The organism is Maribacter antarcticus DSM 21422 (genome assembly GCF_000621125.1).
Classification (GTDB): Bacteria; Bacteroidota; Bacteroidia; order Flavobacteriales; family Flavobacteriaceae; genus Maribacter; species Maribacter antarcticus.
The window spans coordinates 57847-80194 of record NZ_JHZC01000010.1; the positions used below are offsets into that span (position 1 = coordinate 57847).

At 40.0% G+C, this 22348-nt stretch carries 21 protein-coding genes; 3 read left to right on the forward strand and 18 right to left on the reverse strand.

Features of this window, described 5'->3' with window-relative positions:
- Positions 1 to 202: 202 nt before the first annotated feature.
- The gene (locus tag Q360_RS0111065; protein ID WP_027077159.1) at positions 203 to 454 is read right to left on the reverse strand and encodes a ChbG/HpnK family deacetylase; all 252 of its coding nucleotides are present in this window, start codon (positions 452 to 454) and stop codon (positions 203 to 205) included.
- A 390-nt stretch (positions 455 to 844) separates the two neighbouring features.
- On the opposite strand from Q360_RS0111065, the gene Q360_RS0111070 reads away from it, so the two are divergent.
- A complete protein-coding gene (locus tag Q360_RS0111070; protein ID WP_027077160.1) occupies positions 845 to 1771 on the forward strand; it encodes a TolB family protein in 927 nt (308 codons plus the stop codon).
- Positions 1772 to 2232: 461 nt separating this feature from the next.
- Here the strand turns inward: Q360_RS0111070 and Q360_RS0111080 are convergent, their stop codons facing one another.
- Positions 2233 to 3174: an NAD-dependent epimerase/dehydratase family protein gene (locus tag Q360_RS0111080; protein ID WP_027077161.1), complete on the reverse strand. Its 942-nt coding sequence runs from the start codon at positions 3172 to 3174 to the stop codon at positions 2233 to 2235.
- 66 nt (positions 3175 to 3240) lie between these two features.
- On the opposite strand from Q360_RS0111080, the gene Q360_RS0111085 reads away from it, so the two are divergent.
- Positions 3241 to 3735 (forward strand): hypothetical protein, encoded by a 495-nt coding sequence (locus Q360_RS0111085; protein ID WP_027077162.1) that lies wholly within the window; start codon positions 3241 to 3243, stop codon positions 3733 to 3735.
- A gap of 272 nt (positions 3736 to 4007) precedes the next feature.
- Here Q360_RS0111085 and Q360_RS0111090 read toward each other — a convergent pair whose 3' ends face one another.
- The 4 genes from Q360_RS0111090 to Q360_RS0111100 form a co-directional block, all read right to left on the reverse strand.
- Positions 4008 to 4706, reverse strand: coding sequence for a tetratricopeptide repeat protein (locus tag Q360_RS0111090; RefSeq protein WP_027077163.1), 699 nt, complete (start codon positions 4704 to 4706; stop codon positions 4008 to 4010).
- A gap of 144 nt (positions 4707 to 4850) precedes the next feature.
- Positions 4851 to 5060: a hypothetical protein gene (locus Q360_RS25780; protein WP_156950083.1), complete on the reverse strand. Its 210-nt coding sequence runs from the start codon at positions 5058 to 5060 to the stop codon at positions 4851 to 4853.
- 257 nt (positions 5061 to 5317) lie between these two features.
- Positions 5318 to 6124, reverse strand: a complete 807-nt coding sequence (locus tag Q360_RS0111095) for an SDR family oxidoreductase (RefSeq protein WP_027077164.1) — start codon at positions 6122 to 6124, stop codon at positions 5318 to 5320.
- Entirely contained in the window at positions 6117 to 8402 is a 2286-nt protein-coding gene (locus tag Q360_RS0111100; protein WP_027077165.1) for a M28 family peptidase, read from the reverse strand. Before Q360_RS0111100 ends, Q360_RS0111095 begins: the two co-directional genes overlap by 8 nt.
- A 120-nt stretch (positions 8403 to 8522) precedes the next feature.
- Here Q360_RS0111100 and Q360_RS0111105 point away from each other — a divergent pair, with 120 nt between their 5' ends.
- Positions 8523 to 8987, forward strand: coding sequence for a CBS domain-containing protein (locus Q360_RS0111105; RefSeq protein WP_027077166.1), 465 nt, complete (start codon positions 8523 to 8525; stop codon positions 8985 to 8987).
- Positions 8988 to 9049: 62 nt separating this feature from the next.
- Here the strand turns inward: Q360_RS0111105 and Q360_RS0111110 are convergent, their stop codons facing one another.
- The 12 genes from Q360_RS0111110 to Q360_RS0111165 all read right to left on the reverse strand — a co-directional run bounded on the left by Q360_RS0111110 (position 9050) and on the right by Q360_RS0111165 (position 22137).
- A complete protein-coding gene (locus tag Q360_RS0111110) occupies positions 9050 to 9364 on the reverse strand; it encodes a hypothetical protein (RefSeq protein ID WP_051554674.1) in 315 nt (104 codons plus the stop codon).
- Between the two features lie 134 nt (positions 9365 to 9498).
- Positions 9499 to 9816, reverse strand: a complete 318-nt coding sequence (locus tag Q360_RS23005; protein ID WP_051554675.1) for a DUF6265 family protein — start codon at positions 9814 to 9816, stop codon at positions 9499 to 9501.
- A gap of 100 nt (positions 9817 to 9916) precedes the next feature.
- On the reverse strand, positions 9917 to 10321 hold the full coding sequence (gene gloA2 / locus Q360_RS0111120; RefSeq protein ID WP_027077168.1) for an SMU1112c/YaeR family gloxylase I-like metalloprotein: 405 nt from the start codon (positions 10319 to 10321) through the stop codon (positions 9917 to 9919).
- Complete coding sequence (locus Q360_RS0111125; protein WP_027077169.1) at positions 10321 to 10893, reverse strand: pentapeptide repeat-containing protein; 573 nt, start codon at positions 10891 to 10893, stop codon at positions 10321 to 10323. The genes gloA2 and Q360_RS0111125 overlap by 1 nt, the downstream gene beginning before the upstream one ends.
- Positions 10894 to 10904: 11 nt before the next feature.
- Entirely contained in the window at positions 10905 to 14054 is a 3150-nt protein-coding gene (locus Q360_RS0111130; RefSeq protein ID WP_027077170.1) for a VPS10 domain-containing protein, read from the reverse strand.
- A gap of 170 nt (positions 14055 to 14224) precedes the next feature.
- Entirely contained in the window at positions 14225 to 15784 is a 1560-nt protein-coding gene (locus tag Q360_RS0111135; RefSeq protein ID WP_027077171.1) for a M20/M25/M40 family metallo-hydrolase, read from the reverse strand.
- A 57-nt stretch (positions 15785 to 15841) separates the two neighbouring features.
- On the reverse strand, positions 15842 to 17296 hold the full coding sequence (locus tag Q360_RS23010; RefSeq protein ID WP_036195709.1) for an amidohydrolase family protein: 1455 nt from the start codon (positions 17294 to 17296) through the stop codon (positions 15842 to 15844).
- Between the two features lie 9 nt (positions 17297 to 17305).
- Complete coding sequence (locus tag Q360_RS0111145) at positions 17306 to 18601, reverse strand: Zn-dependent hydrolase (RefSeq protein ID WP_027077172.1); 1296 nt, start codon at positions 18599 to 18601, stop codon at positions 17306 to 17308.
- A 16-nt stretch (positions 18602 to 18617) separates the two neighbouring features.
- Positions 18618 to 19571 carry a 2-hydroxyacid dehydrogenase gene (locus tag Q360_RS0111150; RefSeq protein WP_027077173.1) on the reverse strand — a complete coding sequence of 318 codons (954 nt, stop codon included), beginning with the start codon at positions 19569 to 19571 and terminating at the stop codon, positions 18618 to 18620.
- Position 19572: 1 nt separating this feature from the next.
- Positions 19573 to 20058 carry a VOC family protein gene (locus tag Q360_RS0111155; RefSeq protein ID WP_027077174.1) on the reverse strand — a complete coding sequence of 162 codons (486 nt, stop codon included), beginning with the start codon at positions 20056 to 20058 and terminating at the stop codon, positions 19573 to 19575.
- A 3-nt stretch (positions 20059 to 20061) separates the two neighbouring features.
- Positions 20062 to 21225 carry a mandelate racemase/muconate lactonizing enzyme family protein gene (locus tag Q360_RS0111160; protein WP_027077175.1) on the reverse strand — a complete coding sequence of 388 codons (1164 nt, stop codon included), beginning with the start codon at positions 21223 to 21225 and terminating at the stop codon, positions 20062 to 20064.
- A gap of 27 nt (positions 21226 to 21252) precedes the next feature.
- The gene (locus Q360_RS0111165) at positions 21253 to 22137 is read right to left on the reverse strand and encodes a sugar phosphate isomerase/epimerase family protein (protein ID WP_027077176.1); all 885 of its coding nucleotides are present in this window, start codon (positions 22135 to 22137) and stop codon (positions 21253 to 21255) included.
- Positions 22138 to 22348: the final 211 nt, after the last annotated feature.

The following is a 22348-nucleotide window of genomic DNA, read 5'->3' on the forward strand; positions in this document are numbered from 1 at the left end:
TTGGCTTTTTCACTTGGTTGCCGAATTTTTGGGCCACTTCCTTAGGGCCTGTAAACTGTTGAACGCTGTCTACAGAAGCGTAGAAATAGCCTTGTTTAATGACTACTCTGAAAACCGAATCTTTAGAAGTTACCGGTCCCCATTTATAATTTTTCTATTCATTTGTCAACGTGGTGTGTATACCAAAATTGAGCTGTTTTTTTTATGCATAGGCTGCAATTCCAGGAAACCACAAACAGGACACCTCGATACTAGCAGAATTTAAAGGCCCCTTTTCTAAGCCCGCAATGCTGGCCGCATTCTCGTAATGGACAGCGCCGAAATCATCGGCATGTAAAATCAATAGTTTTGAATGTTTAGGGTAGCCTAACCGCTCTACAATTGATTCCTTTTGGGCATTTGAACCCAATGAAAAATCGAAATAAGCTGTGAATAATACAATAGTACTTTTCATAAGGATTTATTAAAAATCAATGTAAAGTTTAAAAACTACAAACAATCTAGAAGCTCTAGCGATAATTATTTTTAAACTTTTAAAGCTGAAAGTAACATTCAGTAGTGAAACGCTATTATAAAAAGCTGTACTGCAACTAGCTTAAAGTAATTCGTTGAATTAGTTCCGCTTATTCAGCACGTATTCAGGTTTAATAACTCATAGCTCTAACGATAATTTCAAAACCTTTATGCCTATACAGCCGAGCGGGTTTACCTTATTGCACAACAGGGATTGCTTTGAGGCTTTTTACATGATTTTAGTGTAAAGTGCTTAAAAAAGCGATTTGGTCAAAAGCGTATGACTACATCTACAAGTTTTTTTTTGTACCTTCTTTCCAAAATGTATGATATGTCAGGGTGTTTTTCTTTTATGATGTTATTGCTAAGTGTTCAAGGCGCATATACCCAACAGGGAGTGCGTTCCATACTACAGACCTTTGATATTCAAACGGGAGAACGACAGGTTATTTTGATAGAAAACAGACATTTTGAAGCTCCCAATTGGAGTTTGGATGGGCGTTTTTTTATTATCAATCAAGATGGAAGCCTTTTTAAGGTTTGGCAAGACGGTGCAAAGGAAAAAATCTATACGGGAGATGCTACGCGGTGTAACAACGACCATTTAATATCACCAGATGGGAATACTATAGCCTTAAGCCATAACATTTATGATGGAGAGGATGGTTGGCTTACGTCGACTATTTTTACGGTACCTATAAGCGGTGGCGAACCTGTTCGGGTAACTAAAAATGTACCCTCTTTTTTACACGGTTGGTCGCCAGATGGAAAAATGCTCGCCTATACGGCGCGTAGAAATAATCAGTTTGATATTTATGTAATTCCATCTGAAGGGGGCACTGAAATACAGCTTACCAATACCAAAGGCCTTTCTGATGGTCCGGAGTATTCTGTAGACGGGAAATTCATCTACTACAACGCCATGGATTCGGGTAAAATGGAGCTTTGGCGAATGGATTCAGACGGAAAACATACCATACAGCTTACCGGTGATGCCTATTCCAATTGGTTTCCACATGTTTCCCCCACTGGAAGGCATGTGGTCTATATTTCCTATTTGCAAGATGTAGGTAGTGCACACCCACCCATGAAAAAGGTAGCTCTCAGGTTGTATGATCTAGAAACAAAAAAAATAAAAACCTTGTATAGCTTCATTGGTGGACAGGGTAGTCTCAATGTACCTTCGTGGTCACCCGATGGTAAAAAATTTGCCTTTGTAGAATATGTTGATTTAAAAAACGATGGCAGCAAAGATTGAAAGCGTCATAATTTTAAAACACTCACCTTTTAAAATCTAAACAAGTTTGGTAGGGTTACCTGAATTTAGATACCAAAAGGGGAAACTACTGAAAATAAAGAAAGTCACGAAACGATCGGATTAAAACCAAACCTACAGAAAAATTCAAGTCAGAGTTAAAAGTTATTCAGATGGTAACAGGCACTATGTGTGGTGTGCTAGTAGTTCTAATTGTTGTTGCTGCTTGTGGGTTGGTTGCTTACCCAAAGAGATCTACCCTATTTAAAGTGTTCATTTCTGTGGCGGTTGCCCCAAGCGCTATTCTTCTTATGCAGTTTGGTTTAATGAAAAAAAATCAATATTAAGTTAAAATTTAGAGGGTTTGCAGCTTAATTATTGGTTTGAATTGTGCCCAGTTGGAAACAGTTAGTTACAGACTTATTGCTGAATTGCCCCCTTAAAGCTCAGAAAAGACTAGGCTCTTATCCCTTCAAATTCTCCAACATCACCTGTGTAGTCCGTTCTAGGTTAAACTCCGCTTTCCAGTTCCAATCTTGTTGGGCTTCTACATCATCGATGCTACTAGGCCATGAGTCGGCGATTGCTTGCCTGAAGTCCGGTGCATAGGAAATTTGAAAACTCGGCAGTTGTTTTTTGACGCTTTCGGCCATTTCTTTGGGCGTAAAACTCATTCCTGCCAAATTATATGAGGAGCGTATTTTAACGGCATCGTCATCAGCCTCCATGAGTTGTATAGTGGCTTTTATGGCATCGTCCATGAACATCATTGGTAATGCTGTGTCCTTCTTTAAGAAACAGGCATATGAACCTTCAGACAAGGCTTTGTGATAAATTTCGACGGCATAATCGGTTGTGCCACCTCCAGGCATTGTTTTCCAGCTGATGAGTCCTGGATATCGTATGCTTCGCACATCAACATCATATTTATTAAAGTAGTACTCGCACCACCGTTCACCGGATTGCTTACTTATGCCATAAACTGTGCTGGGTTCCATAATCGTATTTTGAGGCGTATTTTCCTTTGGAGTATTCGGCCCAAAAACAGCAATACTAGAGGGCCAGAAAATTTTATCTATCTTTTTCTCCTTACCAAGATTTAGTACATTAAATAGTGAATTCATGTTCAAGTTCCAGGCCCGCATAGGAAATTTTTCTGCGGTAGCGCTCAACATGGCAGCCATTAAATACACTTCGCTTATTTCATAATAGGCGATAAGCTCTTCTAAGGCATCGTAATCAGTGGCATCCAGAATTTCAAATGGTCCGCTTTGCATTAGATTATCGGTTCCTTCACGAATATCGCTGGCAACTACATTATCCTTACCATATTTCTCTCGAAGGGCAAAGGTTAGTTCTGTTCCTATTTGTCCGCAGGCGCCTATTATTAAAATATATTTTTGCATCTAAATAATGAGTTAAATGAATTCTTGGATAAAGATACCTTTTCTTAAAATTTGTACATTCGTAACATGCCAAAAATCTATCATTTATTTATGCTGCTTATTGTTTTTGTTTCGTGCAAGGATAATAAAGTAATCCTCGAAGACAGGCAAGAAAGTGAATGGGCAATGGTAGCGAGCGAACTTCCGATGAAAATAGCCCTAAATGGAAAATCAAATGCTCTTGTGGAGGACTGGTTGGCCTTTAAGGCTTTTGATGTCAGTTTTGACCGCATGTATGATGCTACGTATAGGGAAGACCTAGTTTTGATTATAGAGGATTTGGTTGAAAATCAGAAAGCCTTGGAACGTACCAAGTATCCTATTGAATTTGATATTCCGCAGGTAAAGGGCAGACAGAAAGTATTAAAAACCTTTATACTAAAGGCTAAGGGAGACTTAGAATACCGTCAAGATCCTAAAGTTTCTATTGAGCAAATGATAACGGCATATAATAGTCTTCGCAACCAGTTTAACGTGGAAGTCAACAACACGCTGCTTGAAGAGCTAATCATTAAAGAATGAAAGTACGCTCCTAGTATAGCTTAGAAGGTATTGTAAACCGCATGTTGATAAGGGAAAGATAGTGACTTTTAACCCGCGCAGTGAAGGTCTTTTATGCTTTAATGTGAATGTAGCTTGGTTCGATGATTTGCTACTGTGAACGTTGATAACGCAACGGCATGGCACTTCCAAGTTTCAACTAAAAAAACCTACTATAAATTTTGATACACATAGGTTCAAAAGCTGTAGTAGGTTTTTCGTTTGTAAAACTACATTATAGCATAAAAGATATACTATTCCTTAGGCTCTGCCGGTGTTAGTTTTTTAGATTCCAAAGCTTGTCTGCTTAGGCTTGCAAGGTTGAAGGTTGGGTCAATTTCCAAAGCTTCATCTATAAAGGCTATTGCTGCGTCTATATTTGTTTGGTCTTTGTTGAATTGTACCAAAGCCTTTAAGTGCAGAAATGCCGCTTCCAACATTACTTCATAAGGCTGTTGACGTTCATAAAAGGCATATTTCATATCTTCCTTTGCGTTTGCAATACCATATTCGATGTGGGTAGCCGCTCCTGTGAAGTCACTCAGTTGAATTTTAAGGTCTGCTAATTCGTAGGCCAAGTAGGGATTTGGCATTCTGGCATTCAATACCTCAAAGTGTTCCAGCGCTCTTTTAGGCTGGTTCAGGGCTTTTAAGGAAATCGCCTTCACCTGTACCGCAAGGTCAGAATCGGTAGTTCCTTTTTCAATACCTATGGTATTCAAGGCCTGCATGTGTTTGTTCTCATTAGCGTAAATATAGGCAAGGGTATCCTGCCTTGACACTGAGGGTGCTAGCACGTTCAAATGGGTAAGAGCATTAATAAGACCATTTACATCGCCCTGTAAGCGCATTTGTTCATAGAATGCTTCATAGTGCTTTTCAAGCTCCGTCTTGGTTTGCGCATTGGTGCTAATTCCAACCAACAATAGAAACAAAAGAAATACTTTTTTCATTTTGATTATTTATTTGAGTGGGCTAAACTATTAAAATAATCTGTAAGAACTTGTTAAGGAAAGGTTTAAATGTGCTAAAAAGTAAAAGGCACCACGTGGGAGCCTTTTATTAATAATAGTATCAGGCTAAACTAGCGGTGTTTTTTAGCCTGTGAACTTAGTTAATAATTGAGAATAAAAACCAATACTCTTTTCGTTATTATCTTCGCAGGGGCTTAAGAAGAATCTTAGATTATCAAATAGCAGATTCGCATATAACATAGGTAACTGGGTATTTGCTTTTCTAGGGTCGTACAAAAAATCATCCGTTACAATATTCATTTTAACACGATACCTGTGATAATCAATGTTCACATTAGCGGCGTTATAGTATTTTTTTACTGAGGTGATATGCAGCTATTCATATTTATCAATGCTTTTAGAATTCTTGCAACTAAGAGAAATTAGCTTATCTAATTCTAATAATATGTTTTCTTTTAATTTTGACTTTTTCATGGCATATCAATTTATAGGGTTTACCTATATTTATATAACTCACTTAACGTCAACCGTATATTAAAATTAAAATAGGATATTTGTTGGAAAATACTTAAAAATGGTGTATATAAATATTAGAGTGGTGTGAAATCAGCATACAATTTGGCAAGAAATGGTTTACACGAAGTGATTGTCTTATAGGTTTTATTTTCAGAGGTTTCGTAGTAGGGGAGTTTTAAGCCTTTAGACTTTGCCTTTTCTGGATAATAATGCTGTTTTTCAGGATGATTTGGATGAACGGCGTTAAATGTTTCTCCCCATTGATCTTCCTTTATAATGGCTGTCAATATTCGGATGCAATCGTTTTTATGAATCAAATTTACGGGTGCGGTACCATCGCTGAGAAACTCTTTCCTAGAGAGCATGGTAACGGGGTTGCGATCGGGGCCTATCAGTCCTCCAAACCGAACAATCGTAGGGTTGATTGTAGTTTGATGCTTAAACAGTTGTTCACTTTCTATAAGTTGTCTTCCAGATTCAGAAGTGGGTTTGGGGATAGTTTCTTCTGTAACATTGCCTTGCGTATCCGCATAAACTGATGTACTGCTCACAAGAACGACCTGCTTTAGAGTACTTTCTTTAATATGGTTTAGTAATAGTCGCATTTTTCCCACATAAGATACGTTGGGACCCGAACCCCGTAATTTCGGAGGCACGTTTACAACAAGCGTTTCACAGCTATTTAGAAAATCGGTTATCGGACCTTGTATTGCTGTATCGGATAAGGTAATGTGGAAAGGATGTATTCCTTCTTTCTCAAGAACTGTCAGTTTTTCTTCGGATGTGGTAGTTCCATGCACAAAGTACCCATCCTGAATCAAGCTTTTTGCTAAAGCAAGGCCCAACCAGCCACAACCCATAATACCAATATTCTTATTCAAAGGTTATGGTTTGGGTTGTTAGTATGGCGTCGTTTAAGATAAAAGGCATAGGGATATTGTTTTCGGGTCGTTTGGGTATTGAAAATTGTTCGTTACTAAGCAGGTCGTTGGAAGCTTCATAAATTGTTAATTCCAATACTGCGTCCTTTGGTATTTCCAAAACGATATCTGTATAATCGTTGTTGCTAATGTAGTGTGTTACTAATTTACCTCTATTTCTGTTTTCAAGAAAATAATCCGATAAGGGAATACCATTTATAGTAGCTTTTTTTATGTCGATGTCGTTTGTGAAAAGTTCTAGCCGGTTCACGTTTCGTTGTGGAGTGATACAAAAATCCAACAACCTAGTATCACGGATTATAGTATCGCGTAGTTTTTCTATTGTTGGCCCTAAAATATTCTTGATGTTAGCCTCAGAAACATACGTAAATCCAGAACCATATTTACTACTGATTGTATTTTCAGACAACTCCTCTGGTACAGTTTTGTTAGGCCCAATATATTGGGCCGTCCAATCGGAAAGCGTCTGGTCATATGTGGCCCATTTGGCGGCTTGGTTATCCAAGTCCATCACGTACAATAAGCTGGTAGGCCTTGCGCGGTCTGGCGTAAATCCAGAAGACATGTGAGCGGATACTAAGAAACCAATACACAATAAAAAACTCAATAGGGCAAGCGCTAATTGGTTCTTATATCGCGAAAATACGGGGAGTAGCAAAAAGAAGATAAGCGTTGTAAAAACGGTTGCAGCCACCATCATTTTTAAGCCCAGCCCAACGGGAAATACTTTAACGAAGGGAGCCAAGATGAGTAGCGCAGGGAATCCCAAGAAAACCAAAAGCAGGGCATTTGGATTTTTTTGGTGAATAAGTATATAGAGGGATACAAGAATACCGAAAACAGGAATGACAAAGAATGCTGCTCCTGGCAGGTAATTGGCTGCTAAACCGCATACGATGAGCCATACAAATATGGGCGCAACCAAGAGGTTAGGTGTTTTTACTACCCTAAAGGTATGATAGGCATAAAAACAAACACCCACCGAGAATAAGGCAAAGGCCAGAATATAGGCATGACCGTTATAGGTAAACCCATGAAGCATATCGGCATAACTGGGATAGATCCATTTTAGTACGGTCCAGCTGTAAAAGCCTATAAACCCATTAACTGTTAAGGCTATCAATAAGGGAAGAAATCCTTTCAGCATGTCTTTGGCGTTCAATATATTTTTCCTAATACCGATACTAAGGAAGACCATAAAAAGAAGAACCGCCAAACCAAACATAGGCCATATCCATTTAAAGGGATAGGAAATCATTTTAAAGAAGGGTATGTTGAAATACACATAGTCGTTTAAGCTTTTCATTTGGCTCAGGTCCACTTCGCTAAAATGGGAAAGCAAGGGTATGAGATAACTTCCTTGGTGGGCAAGCGTATTTTTGTCAAGCCGCTCATAGTTATCCCTTACGGTGTGGTAGTCAAAATGATCATCTATAAAGGCGAAGTTAAAGCCCTCGATATCCGCATCTTCTCTAAAAACCGTAAGATCGGTATCGTTGGGTAGCATTTTATAGATGCTGTAGGCTAAGGAATTGGCGACAGGATAATCCGGACTTGCAGCGATAAACTCTTTAATCATATTGCCGTTGCCACGGTTCGTTTCTATGAACATATACCCAGGTCCACCGCTACCTCTAGCTTCAAAATTAAGCACAAGACCCACTTCCTTTGCCCAAGGATGATTCTTTACGAAAAGGTCTGCTCCATTTAGACCTAGTTCTTCTGCATCTGTAATGAGGATAATAATGTCGTTTTTGGGTTGTTTGTTTTGAGCTAAAAACGCTCTTGTTCCTTCTAGTATCGTAGCGACGCCACTACCGGCATCACTGGCGCCAAGGGAGGAATGGGGGCTACTATCGTAATGTGTGAGCAACAACAGGGCTTTTCCCTCTTGGGTACCTTTTATTCTGGCGAGAATATTATCCGCTTTACTCAAATTTGCCCAATCTCCAGCGGTATATCCCCGCTGCACCGAGGTTTCAAGCCCTAAGGTGTTTAGCTCAGTTATAATATAGTTTTTCACCTTTTCGTGCCCATCAAAACCAACACCATGTGGTTCTTTCGAAATCACTTTTACATGGGTTAAAGCTCTATCTGTAGAGAATTCCGTTTTTGGCGTATCTTTATCTGGGCTGTACGTAGGTAATTGTGATTTAAAACTCCAGTAAATTGCCAGTAGTATAAGTAGTAATGTTAGTACGGATGTTGTTTTTTTCATTAAGAGCGAGGTTGAGGACTAAATTATGAAATATTACCGTTTTCTCAGCTAGGATCAAGTTATTTTAAAGCATTCGTTATTTTTTCCTATCTTTATTAATTAACCAATAAACCAAAAGACATGGGAATCAAAAGCTTTCAAGGCGTACGTAGGACGATAAAAAAGGAATTTGTTGCTCCTATTTTAGTAGCCGATTACATGACAAAAAAGTTGGTAACTTTTCGTCCAGACCAATCTATTTTGGAGGTGATGGAGCAATTCGCTAAAAATCACATTTCTGGTGGTCCTGTGTTGGATAACAATGGTTTTTTGGTAGGTATTATCTCCGAGGCCGATTGTATGAAACAGATATCGGAAAGCCGGTATTTTAATCAGCCAATATTAGATAAAAGTGTAGAACGTTTTATGACTCAAAATGTAGAAACCATCCCGCATGATATTTCTATCTTTGATGCTGCTGGTATCTTTGTGAAGCATGGTAGAAGACGTTTGCCTGTAATGAAGAACGATGTTTTGGTTGGTCAAATTAGCCGAAAGGATATTGTTATTGCTGCACTCAAGCTTAGTGGGCATAATTATAAATAGGTCCTCTAACAAGTATGTATTGATAGTCAGAGTCTAGTTCTTTTTTTGGGTTGAGAGATGGGTTATTCTCGTTTCACAATCATATAATAATCATTGTCTAGCGGTAGATACCCTAAATCATAACAGAAATAATATGTTGTTCCTTTCTTGGTAGTATAAAGGTTGGTGATAAAGTCAAAATCGAAACCTTTATCAAGCAATCGGGTACGTGTGGTCTTAGTCTTTCCATCATTTAGTTTAAAACTATCTAAGACACGATAGTTTTTACGCAACCTATTGTTGATGTTGCGCATGAGATTTTTACTGTCCTTGTTTACCCTGTTGTTATAGGCATTGCGGCAATAATCGTTACAGAATTTTTTATCTACTCTGCCCATGATAGTCGTATCACACTCTAGACACTTTCGCTTTTCCACTTAGTTTTTTTTTGTAATTGAACTTGACTTCTTCAACGGAGTCATCTTCATTTTCAATGAGTCCGTAGATATTTATCTCCTGATTACCAACACGTTCAAAGGTACATTCTGTTTTCTTCGGCTATTATAAATTTGAAGGTTTGCACCTGGTCTTTTGCTTCCCATCCTTTTAGGTCTGGGCCAAAATGTTTGAGTTCAAACACTAAGGAATTTTCCAATTCCCTAATGTGTCCTATTTCGTAAAAGACGATTTCGTTCTCTACAATTAATCTAAAAACGGATAGCATGGAAGCTGCCGCCGGCGGACTCCAAATTTCTTCCGTACTACCGCCAAAAGCTTTGCATTTCCAATGTCCGGTCATCCATTCTATTTGAGAAATAGTGCCAGGTGGGGACCTTTCTCTTTCTTCCAATGACTTCGTGTTTTGCGCCGTTAGCCCTATGATTGAAACCAGAAAAAGAACTAGAAAACACTTCTTAGCAACTAGTTGTACGCTTTAAGGTACAAATTATTCAAGTGTTTAAAGGACAAAACTGTTGTTGATAAAATTCAATAGGCAAATCATGGGGGTCTGCTATGAAAGTAAATTTCTTATTGGTTAATTTATCTACACGAATGGGTTCTATAGTAATTGTATTTTTTTTGTAGTGTACAACGATGCTATTCAAGTCTTCAACATCAAACGCAAGATGTCTTAAACCGCAACTTTCTGGCCTACTTGTTCTTTTAGGTGGATTTGGAAATGAGAAAAGTTCGATTATGTAAGTGCCATTTAATGATAAGTCTAATTTGTATGACTTACGTTCTTCCCTGTAGGTTTCATTTATGATTTGTAAACCTAAAAATTGGGTATAAAATTTTTTAGAGCTCGGATAATCAGAGCAGATTATAGCAATATGATGAATGTTTTGCAGCATCAGGGACTTATTTTTAATTCGTATTTGCGAAGCAGGTCAGGTAACCCTTGAATAGAGAATTTGGCGTTTATGAGCTTACTAGTTTCAGGGTCGATATTAAAATTAAAAGCTGTGCTAAAATCTGCCTTCTTGAGGTGGGTGTTCGAAAAGATGGCCTTATCCATATCACAAGTATCAAAAACAGCGAGGGGTAGTTTACTATCTGTAAAATCTACCCCATTAAGCTTGCAGTCCGTAAATTTTTGGTTTTTGAGTTCCAGTCCGGTAAACGAACTCATATTTAAATAACAATCGAGAAAGGTAAAATCCATCAAGAATGTATTACAGGTTTCAAACCTAAGCCCCATCATCTTGCTGTGCTGGAAGCCAACTTCTTTAAAGGTGGTGTTTGCTATGTTTGCATTACTCAAATTACAGTCCGTAAACGTACATTCCATAAAGTTTTGTCCATCTAGATATCCATCCGAAAAATCACAGGTATCAAAAACACACCGCTCATACTCGGCTCTAGGGAGCCGTTTTACCGTAAAATCAATTCCTTTATAGGTTTTGTCGCTTATAAAATCGATCATTAACGTAGGTGTTATTTCTCATCAAGGATAATGGCTGGGATATCCAGTTTTTTGTATAAACTGTTAAACGCACTCATTTCTTGGTTAACGATGAGGTCATGTTCCAATTTGTATCCTTGCCATTGCTTCAAAAGGTCTTCTAGCCTTTCTTTTGCTCCCCTGGTAACCTTTGGTTCTACAGCGGCTACATACCCACGTAAATGAAGTAATTGGGCATTCAGTTTATTAGGGAAATTAATAACGTCCTGAAAGGTTTTTTGCTTAGGCTGAATCAGGTTTTCTTCCCATGCTGTAATTCGCTCCTTTAGAGAATCTCCTTTTTTTAATAACGCGGAAGCCGCTTCATTATCCTTTAAAAGTTTTCCGTACTGCTCCAATTGTGATTTTGCAGAGCGCATCGCGTTTACAGCGATATGTATTTCTCGTACCGATGCTTCAATGCTATTAAGTACCGTTTGTTGCTCGGTATAGTCGGCCATACTGCCTTTTACTTTTGGGTTAGGTAATATAGTGGTAGTGGTTTCAGAACTATGTTCTTCAGTACTTAATCTTAGCGTGTATTTTCCGGGACCTACAGTACTGCCTGTATGTCCACCAAAAATAAATACCTTATGTATACTAGGTAAATCATCCTTCCTAAAATCCCAAGTAAACCTATTGTAGCCTTTTTTGGAAGGAAGAACTTTTGGTTTTGATGGGCCGCCAGCCCATGAGGCAAACTTCTCTGGTTTTTGATTACTGATGGTGCGAATAACCTTGTTGTCATGTAGCACCTCTAAAGTTAGCGCTGTAGAGTCCAACTTGCTATCGAGGTAATAATCGAAGGTAACGCCGCTCTTAGGATTCTGACCTAGCCCGGGAACAGGTTTTTCGGAACTGCCTCCAAAATATAAGTACGTGTCTTTAGGTTGAAATAGAGTTACGGATTGTTTGGCCGATGCGATATTCTGAATGGCCGCTATATCATCTAAAATCCAGAATGCACGACCTGATGTCGCGATGACCAAATCATTATCTTGAATGGTAATATCGTTAATGGGAACCACAGGTAAATTCAGTTGAAGTGGCTGCCAATTTAATCCATCGTTCAATGAAATAAAGAGTCCAGTTTCCGTCCCTGCATATAGCAATCCTTTTTGTTTATGGTCCTCACGAACGACTCTTGTAAACGTATGCGCTCCAGTAATCCCATTGGTAATTTTCGTCCAAGCCCTTCCATAGTCCGATGTTTTATAAATATACGAGGCTAAATCCATAGATTTATAGCGCATAACAACTATATAGGCGGTTGCCGCATCATGAGGTGATACCTCAATGCTATTGATAATACCATCTTTGATACCTTCAGGGGTGATATTGATCCAGTTCTGGCCACCATCTTGGGTGATGTGTAACAGCCCGTCGTCACTGCCTGCCCAGAGTACGCCTTGCTCGTGTTGGGATTCTGTTAGATACGTAATCGTATTGTAGTTTTCCCCTCCAGCAGCTTCGTTCGTAAAAGGTCCTCCGCCGGGACCATGCTTGTCTTTTTCGTTTCGAGTCAAATCTGGACTAATGCTTGTCCAACTCTGGCCTTCATCAGTAGATTTGAACACCACGTTTCCACCATGGTAAATCGTATTCCGGTCATGTGGTGATGTAATGATAGGTGCATTCCAGTTATACCGATATCTAGCATCTTTTGGAGCTATGCTAAGGCCCAGTTCCGGATATTGCTTAATGGACTTAGATTCTTTTGTAGCAGCATCCCATTTGTCGATATTGCCTTGGTAGGTTCCACCATAAACGATGGTTGGATTATCGGGGTTAAAGGCCAAAAAGGCACTTTCTCCGCCAGCAGTGGCGTCCCAATCTTTCCAGCCGATTCCTCTTCCGTTGGTGCGGGAAGCAATGGCAACAGTTGAATTGTCTTGCTGACCTCCGTAGACATTATAAGGAACTAGATTGTCTGTAATCACACGGTAAAATTGCGCGGTATTCTGATTTTCTTGAGAACTCCAGCTTGCACCACCGTTATTTGAAACGTTGGAGCCCCCATCGTTGGAGTTTATCATTTTCTGGTTGTCATCTGGGTGTATCCATAAATGGTGGTTATCGCCATGGGGAACAGAAACGGGCGTAAAGCTTTTTCCGCCGTCTATGGATTTAGTCACAGGGGCGTTCAGCACGTATACTATATTTTCATTTTGGGTATCGGCAAAAATCTCCATATAGTACCAAGAACGTGTGATGTTTATACGGTCTTTGTTTACCTGCGTCCATTTTTTACCAGCATCATCGGAACGGTATACACCCCCTTTTTCACCTTCGGCTTCTATGACTGCAAATACACGTTCTGGATTGGCCCTTGAGACGGATATTCCCGCCTTCCCTAATTCTTTCGGTAACCCTTCTTTTAGTTGATTCCAAGTGGTGCCACCATCGGTAGATTTGTGAATGCCTGAAGCAGGACCACCAGATTCCATTATCCAAGGATACCTGCGGTGTTGCCACATAGCGGCATATAAAATTAAAGGGTTTTTCATATCCATAGATAGGTCTGATGCTCCTGTGTTATTGTCAACAAACAGCACATTTTCCCATGTGACTCCACCATCTAAGGATCTATATATTCCACGTTGTGCATTAGGGCCATATTGCGCTCCTTGGGCAGCGACAAATATGATATCTGGATTTGTTGGATGTATGATAACGTCTGAAATATGTCTGGTTTCGTCTAGACCTATGTGTTTCCAAGTTTTTCCCGCATCTGTAGATTTATATACACCGTCTCCCATCGAGGTCATGACCCCACGTGCCGCATGCTCTCCCATTCCTACAATAACAATATTGGAATTGGTTTCGGATACAGCAATGGAACCAACCGTTGCTGTTTTGAAAAATCCATCCGACACATTTTTCCAAGTGATGCCGTCATCAGTCGTTTTCCATACCCCACCACCAACAGTACCGCTATAATAAGTCATAGGTTGACCTACTACTCCTGAAGAGGCAACACTTCTACCTCCTCTAAACGGACCAATATTTCGCCATTTGAGTCCGGTGAAAAGGGAGTCTTCTACTTTTACAAGGGGTGTCGTAGTTTTGTTTTTGCGACGTTGGGATTGCGTGGTCATGGGTAAGATGAACACTGCGATAAGGAGTAGTTTTATTATTTTCATTCGTTATTAAGTTTGTTGATTGTGTTTATTGCAAGTCCTTTTTTTAGCCGTGAATCTTCTGGGGAAGGAAACAGTTGAACCTTTCTAGATATTCAGTAATAATTTGCGATATCGAATTAATTATTTTGTTGCAATGCTCTTTTTAATAATGACGCTTAAAAAGAAGAAGTTTAGTCTTCTAAACCTCCCTTACGCTCGGGGCTCCTTGGTGTAGGCCAAACAAGGGGCTCACCAGTTCTGCGATTTTTTCCAATCAAAGTAGCTTTTTCACGCGATGTTTTTTCAGGATCTTCGGAGGCCATATAGGCCATAATTGCCGTAAGAATGGCATTGCTGCGCACATCGTCAAAAACAATTTTATCGTAGGTGTCTAAATTGGTATGCCAAGTGTAGTTCCAATAACTCCAACTCAGTGAGCTGAGGGAAAACGCAGGAGCACCTGCAGCTACAAAAGAAGCATAATCGGAGCCACCGCCAGCAGGGCTGCCTGGAAAGGTCGTTTTAATATGTTTTTTTATGTCTTCCGGAACAGGTTCCAACCATTTACCAAGATAATCATAGGCATGTAAAAAGCCTTGTCCCGAAAGGCGTACTACCCGTCCCGTTCCGTTATCCTGATTAAAAACTGCCTGTACACCTCCAATAATTTTAGGATGGTCTTCTACAAAGGCTCTAGAACCATTTAGACCTTGTTCCTCGCTTCCCCAATGCCCAATAAGTATGGTTCGTTTTGGATTTGGATATACTTTTTTGAGGATACGCGCGGCTTCCATCATGGTAATTGTTCCTGTTCCATTATCGGTTGCGCCGGTTGCGCCGTCCCAAGAATCAAAATGGGCAGAGAGGATTACATACTCATCTGGGAACTCTATTCCCGGTATGGTAGCAATGGTATTGAATGTCGGTACTTCACCTAACTCCTTTGATTCTGTTACGATTTTAATTTGTGGTTGCGCTCCGCTTTCTACCATTCGGTACAACATTCCATAATCTTCTAAGGATAGGTCTACCACAGGAACTTTATCGGTGCCTGCGCTAAATATTTTATTGGCACCAAATCCATTAGACCATCGTGACTGGGCTATACCTACGGCGCCCGCCTGTTCCAAAACCTTGTTTAATGTTCTGCTGGAATACCCAGTATTGTTCACGTTTTCACGCCATGCTTTTTCTTGGGCATCACGTTCTGTTTTCATGTTTTCAAAGGATTTCTCGGTTGCAAACTCTTCCCAGTTATAATCTGGTCTTCCTGTGGGTTGCAACATGCTTACCATTACAATTTTACCCTTTACATTAGGCAGCCATGAAACAAAGGCTAAGGAGTCGGCAATTGTTGGCAGGGTAATCAAAGAAGCGGTAACGCCTTTTTTACTGGTACTTGGATTCCAAGCCAATTGAGTAGCATGCAAGGATGCGATGCGTGGTGAAACCATATCTACATGGGTAATGCCGCGTTCCCAGCCACGCCATGTGCCCCATTCTTGGTTTTCGGCAGCGATACCCCAGGTTGCATATTCTTTAACTGCCCAATCATGTGCTGTTTTCATTTGTGGCGTACCGACCAATCTTGGTCCGTTTACGTCCATTAACTCGTGGGCCAGTCGTTCTAATTGTGAATTTTCATTGGCTTCTTTCTCAATAGCGGCCACGATATCAGATGTGGTTTGTGACCAAGAAGGAGTAGTAATAAACAATAATGATAATAGAAGGGTAGTGGTTATTTTTTTCATGTTTTCATTCGTTAATTGCAACACCGTAAGTTAGTTATTTTAAGATAAAGTAGTGCTTCAAGGTTTATCTTTTAATAGTACATCCAACTGCATTCTGTTAAAGGCTTTTCCTTGTTTAATTACCGTATTAATTTGTTTTGTATTGTTTATGTTTTCTAATGGGTTGGCATCTAATAGGACAAGATCTGCCCACATATTTTCTTTAATATTTCCAAGCTCTTTTTCCATATTAAAATAAATGGCAGGATTTACTGTGGCTGTTTTAAGTGCCTCTAAAGGGCTTAATCCTGCCTTAACTAACATGGCGAGTTCATCATGCAGACTAAACCCTGGTGTTAATAAAAAAATAGGGCAATCTGTACCTGCCATAATACCTATTTCTGCTTTATGTATTTTGCCAACCATATTTAAGGACCAATTTGCATATTTTTTACGGAACGGTGTTATTTCCATAGCTAAGATTTGTTTGGATGTTTCTTTCCAATTCTGTTGTATGGCTTCAGGTAAATGAGCGTAGCTCGCTACCGTTTCTGCTTTCGTAAAATGTTGGTTTACGAGTCCAGTGTTCAAAGCTAAAGTAGGGATTTGCCACGTTTGATTTTTTGCCAAAACCTTTAATATCTCATCTGCCTTGCTTTCATCGTAGTTTTTAATAGCTATTTCTCTTTGTAGCTGGTGAATTTTACTTCGTAATATACCACCGGCACTATCTTTTTCTGCTAGTAATAAGTTCCTTCTTTCTTCCAATAATTCATCAGCATTTGATGCACAAGATAATTCTAGATTACGAAGATGCTCCATACTATTTAAACCGGCATTGGAGGCACTTACCACATCCATACTTAAGGGGACATGACCTGTTACTTTTAGTCCTTTTTCATTACCCAATTTGGTTATGGCTCTAAATTGTTTTTCCGTAAGCATCTCATAGACTTTTAATAAGTCTATCCCCAACGCATCAAGCTCATTAACTTTGTTTTGTGCATCTTCTACCGATGCTAAACCGACAGAAAGGGGTGGATGACCAAGATCACTGCCATCATATACGTTAGGTAAACCGTCTAGTAGCGGGCCTGCAATCATTACCCTAGGGGACTCTGTTGGATGTTCTAAAGATCTGTCCTTCCATTTTTTTACAAAATCGATCCTGCCTCCAGTATCTCTTACACTGGTGATGCCATATCCCAAAAATAAATTAAACATACTCGGGGCCAGCTCCTCTATATAAGCAAAATGAACATGAGCATCCCAAAGCCCGGGAATAAGAAATTTTCCAGTACCATCTATAATATTGTTTTTAGGTGATAATTTAAGTTCGGTTGCTGTAACCACCTTATATATTTTTTCATCCCTAATAAGTACCGTTTTATTTGCTATCAAACCCTTTTCTGGGTCTATCAAGGAGACATTTTCAATACAAAGGGTGTCTTCAAAGTATTCTCCTTTTGGTACACAGCTTGAAAAAAATAAGATTGATATTAGAATGGCTAAGGAAACTCTAGTTTTAATCATTTTTTAAGCTTAGTCTAAATTTTTATCTAAGGATAGAATAGTGTTTAATAATACATTTGCGCCGTTTGCCATATCAGTAGCGGAACTGAATTCTTTAGGAGAATGGCTGATACCTCCTTTGCTTGGTATAAATATCATTCCAGTTGGGGCAATGAGCGCCATATCTTGTGCATCATGTCCGGCACCACTTGGCATTCTCTTCGTTGTAAGACCAAGTTGCGAAGCTGATGAAGCAATTTCATCCTGAATAGCGGCTGTCATAATTGCTGGGTCAGCTGTTGTATCTAGAGGTCGCAATTCAATTTGCACATTGGAAGCCTTTGCGATTTCCTTGGCTCTAGTTTTGATAGCTTCATATACTTTCTCTATCATTTCTAATGATAGGTCGCGAATCTCGAGACTCGTTACCACCTTACCGGGAATCACATTAGGTGCGCCTGGTTCCGCTTTGATTTTACCAACAGTTCCTACTTGGGCACCCTCAAAACTACTAGTTACCTCATTTACAGCAACAATAAATTTTGCTGCTGCCAACAAAGCATCTTGTCTTGCGTTCATTGGAGTGGTGCCTGCGTGGTTAGCAAAACCGGTAAATTCAACCTCCCACCAAGCAAGTCCTACAATACCTTCTACGATTCCGATTTGAATATCTTCCTTTTCAAGCGTACCGCCTTGCTCTATGTGTAATTCTAAAAATGCAGCGATTTCATCTTTTTTACGAGCTACCTCCGTGATGCGCGTAGTATCCCCACCGAGTCGCATAATTCCTTCCGCCATAGAATAACCGGTTGAATTCACAATAGGCAATGCCTTTTTTCCTAAATGCCCTGCTATGGCCCTGCTTCCCATAACACCCCCTTCCTCATTGGAGAAAATTATAATTTCCAAGGGGTGCTTTGTTTGGATTTTATTTTCGTTCAATATCATTAGAACTTCAATAGCTGCCATGGAACCTACGCAGCCATCGTAGTTTCCTCCATTAGGTACCCTGTCTATATGCGAGCCAAAAGAAATTGGTTTTTTGCTAGGGTCCGTTCCTTTTCTGATTCCTATTACGTTACCTGCAAAATCGATATGGGTTTCTAGTCCCATTTCCTTTAATTGAGAAATCACCCATTGTTGTGCGGCAAGATCTGCATCACTAAAAGCAACCCGTTCTGTTTGCCCGTTTTCCTGAATACCAAATTGAGCCAAGTCCATAATCCGTTTTTCCAATCGGGCTTGATTAACGGTCAGTTGAGCTTGGAGAAAAATTGAAGTGGTGATGAAGCTAAAAGCGAGTAAAAGTCTTTTGGAATTTATCATGCTAATTTTAGTTTATTTACAGTTCTTTTCTGTTGTAAATACAAAATTCCATAGGTTCTTCACCTCGTAAAATAGCCAAGGTGTTTTCTACCGTCACGGCGCACATTTTTGTATAAGTTGTACTTGTTAAGCTTCCTAAATGTGCGGTAACTAAAACATTTTCTAACTGTAAAAGAGGTTCGGAACTTAGCGGAGGTTCATCGGCCAATACATCTGCAGCAAATCCGCCAATTTTTTTTTTAATTAGCATCGTATAAAGCGCATCTTGGTCTATTATTTTTCCTCTTGCTGTATTAATCAATAAGGCCGTCGGTTTCATTTTTGATAGGGCAGTTGCATCAATCAAACGCTCTGTTGTAGAAGTTAAGGGAAGATGCAGACTAATACTGTCTGATGTTTTTAAAAGGTCTTCAAAAGAAACAAAAGGGTAGGGCACTGTTTCTTTCGAGGCACTCCAATAGATTACGTTCATTCCCAAGGCTGTTGCGATTTTAGCAACCTTTTTACCTATGTTCCCCATACCAACAATTCCTAAGGTTTTGCTATGACTTTCATCACCTACATAGCTGTTGCGGTCTGCCCATCTTCCTTCTTTGGTCATGGTAACGGTACTGTACAAATTACGTTGTAACATCAATAAAAGGGCAATGGTATGTTCTGCAATGGTATCTGCGTTTGAATTTGGGGCATTTACTACTTTAATATTTTTTTTGGTTGCTGCTATGACATCAATATTATCTAAACCTACTCCACAACGTGAAATTACTTTTAGGTCAGGCAGTTGTTCCAATAAGCTACTATCAACTTGACCTTTACCGCGTGTTATGATGGCGTCTATAGAGTGATTGGCAATTTGATTTTTTAATGAAGATTTATCAAAACCAGTCAGGACATTTACATCTTGGGCTTTTTCTAACATAAGCATAGCTTCATCAGTAATTGTTTCTAATAAGAGGATGTTTTTACTCATTTTATTTATGGTAAAGTGTGGCGTCCTTAGTTTTATATCCCCGGAAATCATTTCTTCCTGATACATAAATACCCTCTTGAAATAATTCGTCTTTGAATATTTTTCGATCGATATCGGCATCGGGCGCGCATGAAATCTCTATTAGGTTGCCCGAGGGGTCCCTAACGAACATTTGAATTGGGCCATCGGGTAACTGGCGCACATGTCCCCATGGTTTTATATCGATAATACCCAGTTCTTTCATTCGATAGAAAATCGTATTGATATCATCAACTTCCACACAAATATGTCCGCGGAAGGAGTATGCATCTTTCCATTCCGTTAAGTGTAGCTGTTGTTCTTCATTGAACTTAAAAAAGGCTGTGGGATAATCAAAAAGAAAGGCCGGAATGGGTTCTAAGCCCAACTCATGTTCGTAAAATTTGCAGGCTTCCTCTAAGTTGCTCACGACTAAAGCCACGTGATTTATTTGAATTGCTTTTGCCATACGTTATTGTTTGAATTCGTTTACAAAATCCCAGTTTGGGGTCAGCCCTAAGCCGGGTCTATTGGGTTCAGGGAGCATGCCGTTGGCATCTACGCTTATTTGTTCCTCCACTAAGTCATACATCATGGGGTTTCCGCCTAAGGAAAACTCAATCACATTGGCCGATGGCGATGCAAAGGCAACAGAAACACCAGCCATAAAGGAAAAGGCCGAGCCCCAACAGTGAGGAGCGAGTTCCAGTTGATAGGCATGTGCTAATTGCGCAACGCGCATGGATTCGGTAATCCCGCCAATAATGGCACAATCAGGTTGTAGCACATCCAAGGCGCGTTCTGCAATTAGGTCGCGCACGTCAAAAGCGGTATACTCACTTTCGCCTGCGGCAATTGGAATATGGGTGCTGGCGCGTACTTCCGCCGTGCCTATTTTATTATCCGGACTGATGGGTTCTTCAAACCAATATAGGTTGTAATCGGCCACGCCCTTACAAAATTGTTTTGCCTCTGGAACGCTAAACGTACCATGTGCATCAGTCATTAATTTTATATGGCTAGGAAGTGCTTCTCGCGCCGCTTTTACGCGATCAATGCTGGCTTGAACAGTTTCGTCCATAATCCCCACACGCATTTTTACGCCGGAGAATCCTTTAGTAGTGTAGGAGAGAAGCTGTTCGCCAATAGCATCTACCTTAGCCCAACCGCCACTGGCGTAGGCAGGCATTTTATCCCTGCAGCTACCGCCCAAAAGTTCTACCACAGGCACGCCCAAAGCCTTGCCTTTCAAATCCCATAGGGCAGTATCTATACCACTCATGGCCGATACGGTTAATCCACGCCTTCCCAAAATAGGAAATTTCCTTCCTCTTGAGAGTGCGTAGTGGTCTCTTGTTCCATTATATATATGTTCCCAAATTCTGGAAATATGGCGCGCATCTTTACCGAGCAATATGGGTTTAATTTCGTTTTCTATACAGCTAACGATACTTGCGCAGGAGCCGGAGGAACCTACGGCAGCCTTTGCCTCCCCAAAACCTTGAAGACCAGAATCGGTTGTAACGACCACCAGGGTCATATCAAAATTTGTCAATAGTCCATAATCGGAAAAATGTTGTTTTTCTTTGGGAATGGGGCATCGTAGCCAAAAAGCTTCTACGTTGGTTATTTTCATTATGTATTGAATCTTGTTTATCTTCTATTACAAAAACGGCTTCAGCGTATTTATTGATTTTTTAGTCAGCATGGAATAAAACGCTTCTGTAACTGCAGAGCTACCATGGTCTTGTAAAAATTTGAGTTGCTCATCACTTAATCCTACGGGAGCTGTATCAATTGAATTGGGATACGGATTTGCAGGGGTGCGATCCATTGGCGGACAAAACTCTACCGATAGCACTTGAGTATAGTTTATTTCTTTTAGCGTTTCCATAATACGTTTCCAATCTAGGTGTCCCATGCCGGGTGCCATCCGATTGTTATCCGCCACATGGAAGTTGACAAGACGATTCCCTACTTTTTTTATAGTAGCGAACATATCTTCTTCCTCAAGATTCATGTGAAAGGTATCCAGACAAACGCCGCAGTTAGGTCCTACGGCCTCTGCTAGTGACAGGGCTTGTTCTCCCCGGTTAATGAAATAGGTCTCAAACCTATTGATGGGTTCAATGCCAATTTTGAGTCCGTTCGCTTCCGTATATGCATAGACTTCTTTAATGCCTTCCACGGCCCAGTTCCATTCCTCTTCGGGTCGTGCATCTGGAACAATCTTGCCTACTGTGGCTGGAACCAGGGAAATAACGCTACCACCCAATTCCTTTACCATTTTAGCGACATCCAGAACATATTGCACTGATGTTTTTCGTTGTGCAGCATCCTTTGCGAGCATATTACGATTTTCTAGCATCAGGGTCACGGAACCCCAGCATTTGATATCATGCGCATCCAACACTACTTTTACTTTTTTAGTATCGTAGTTTTCTGGTGCACCTTGTATCTCTAGATGCGAATATCCCATTGCGGCAATGCGGGCAATGGTGCTTTCCAAAGGTTCGGCACGCATCCAGTTATGTATGGCTAATTTCATTCTATTTGCGTTTTCTAAGTGGTATCTATTTGCATTAAGGAACAAGACACCTTTTAAGTTTCTACTAAAATAGTAAAAACCATTAGATATGCCGTTTATCTAATACATATGGTCTACATTAAAGGTAGTTGGGTATTTTCACTATCTTAGTAAAGACGTACTATAAAATGGAAAATAACAGCGGAATTACAGCGACAATATCAACTGCGGT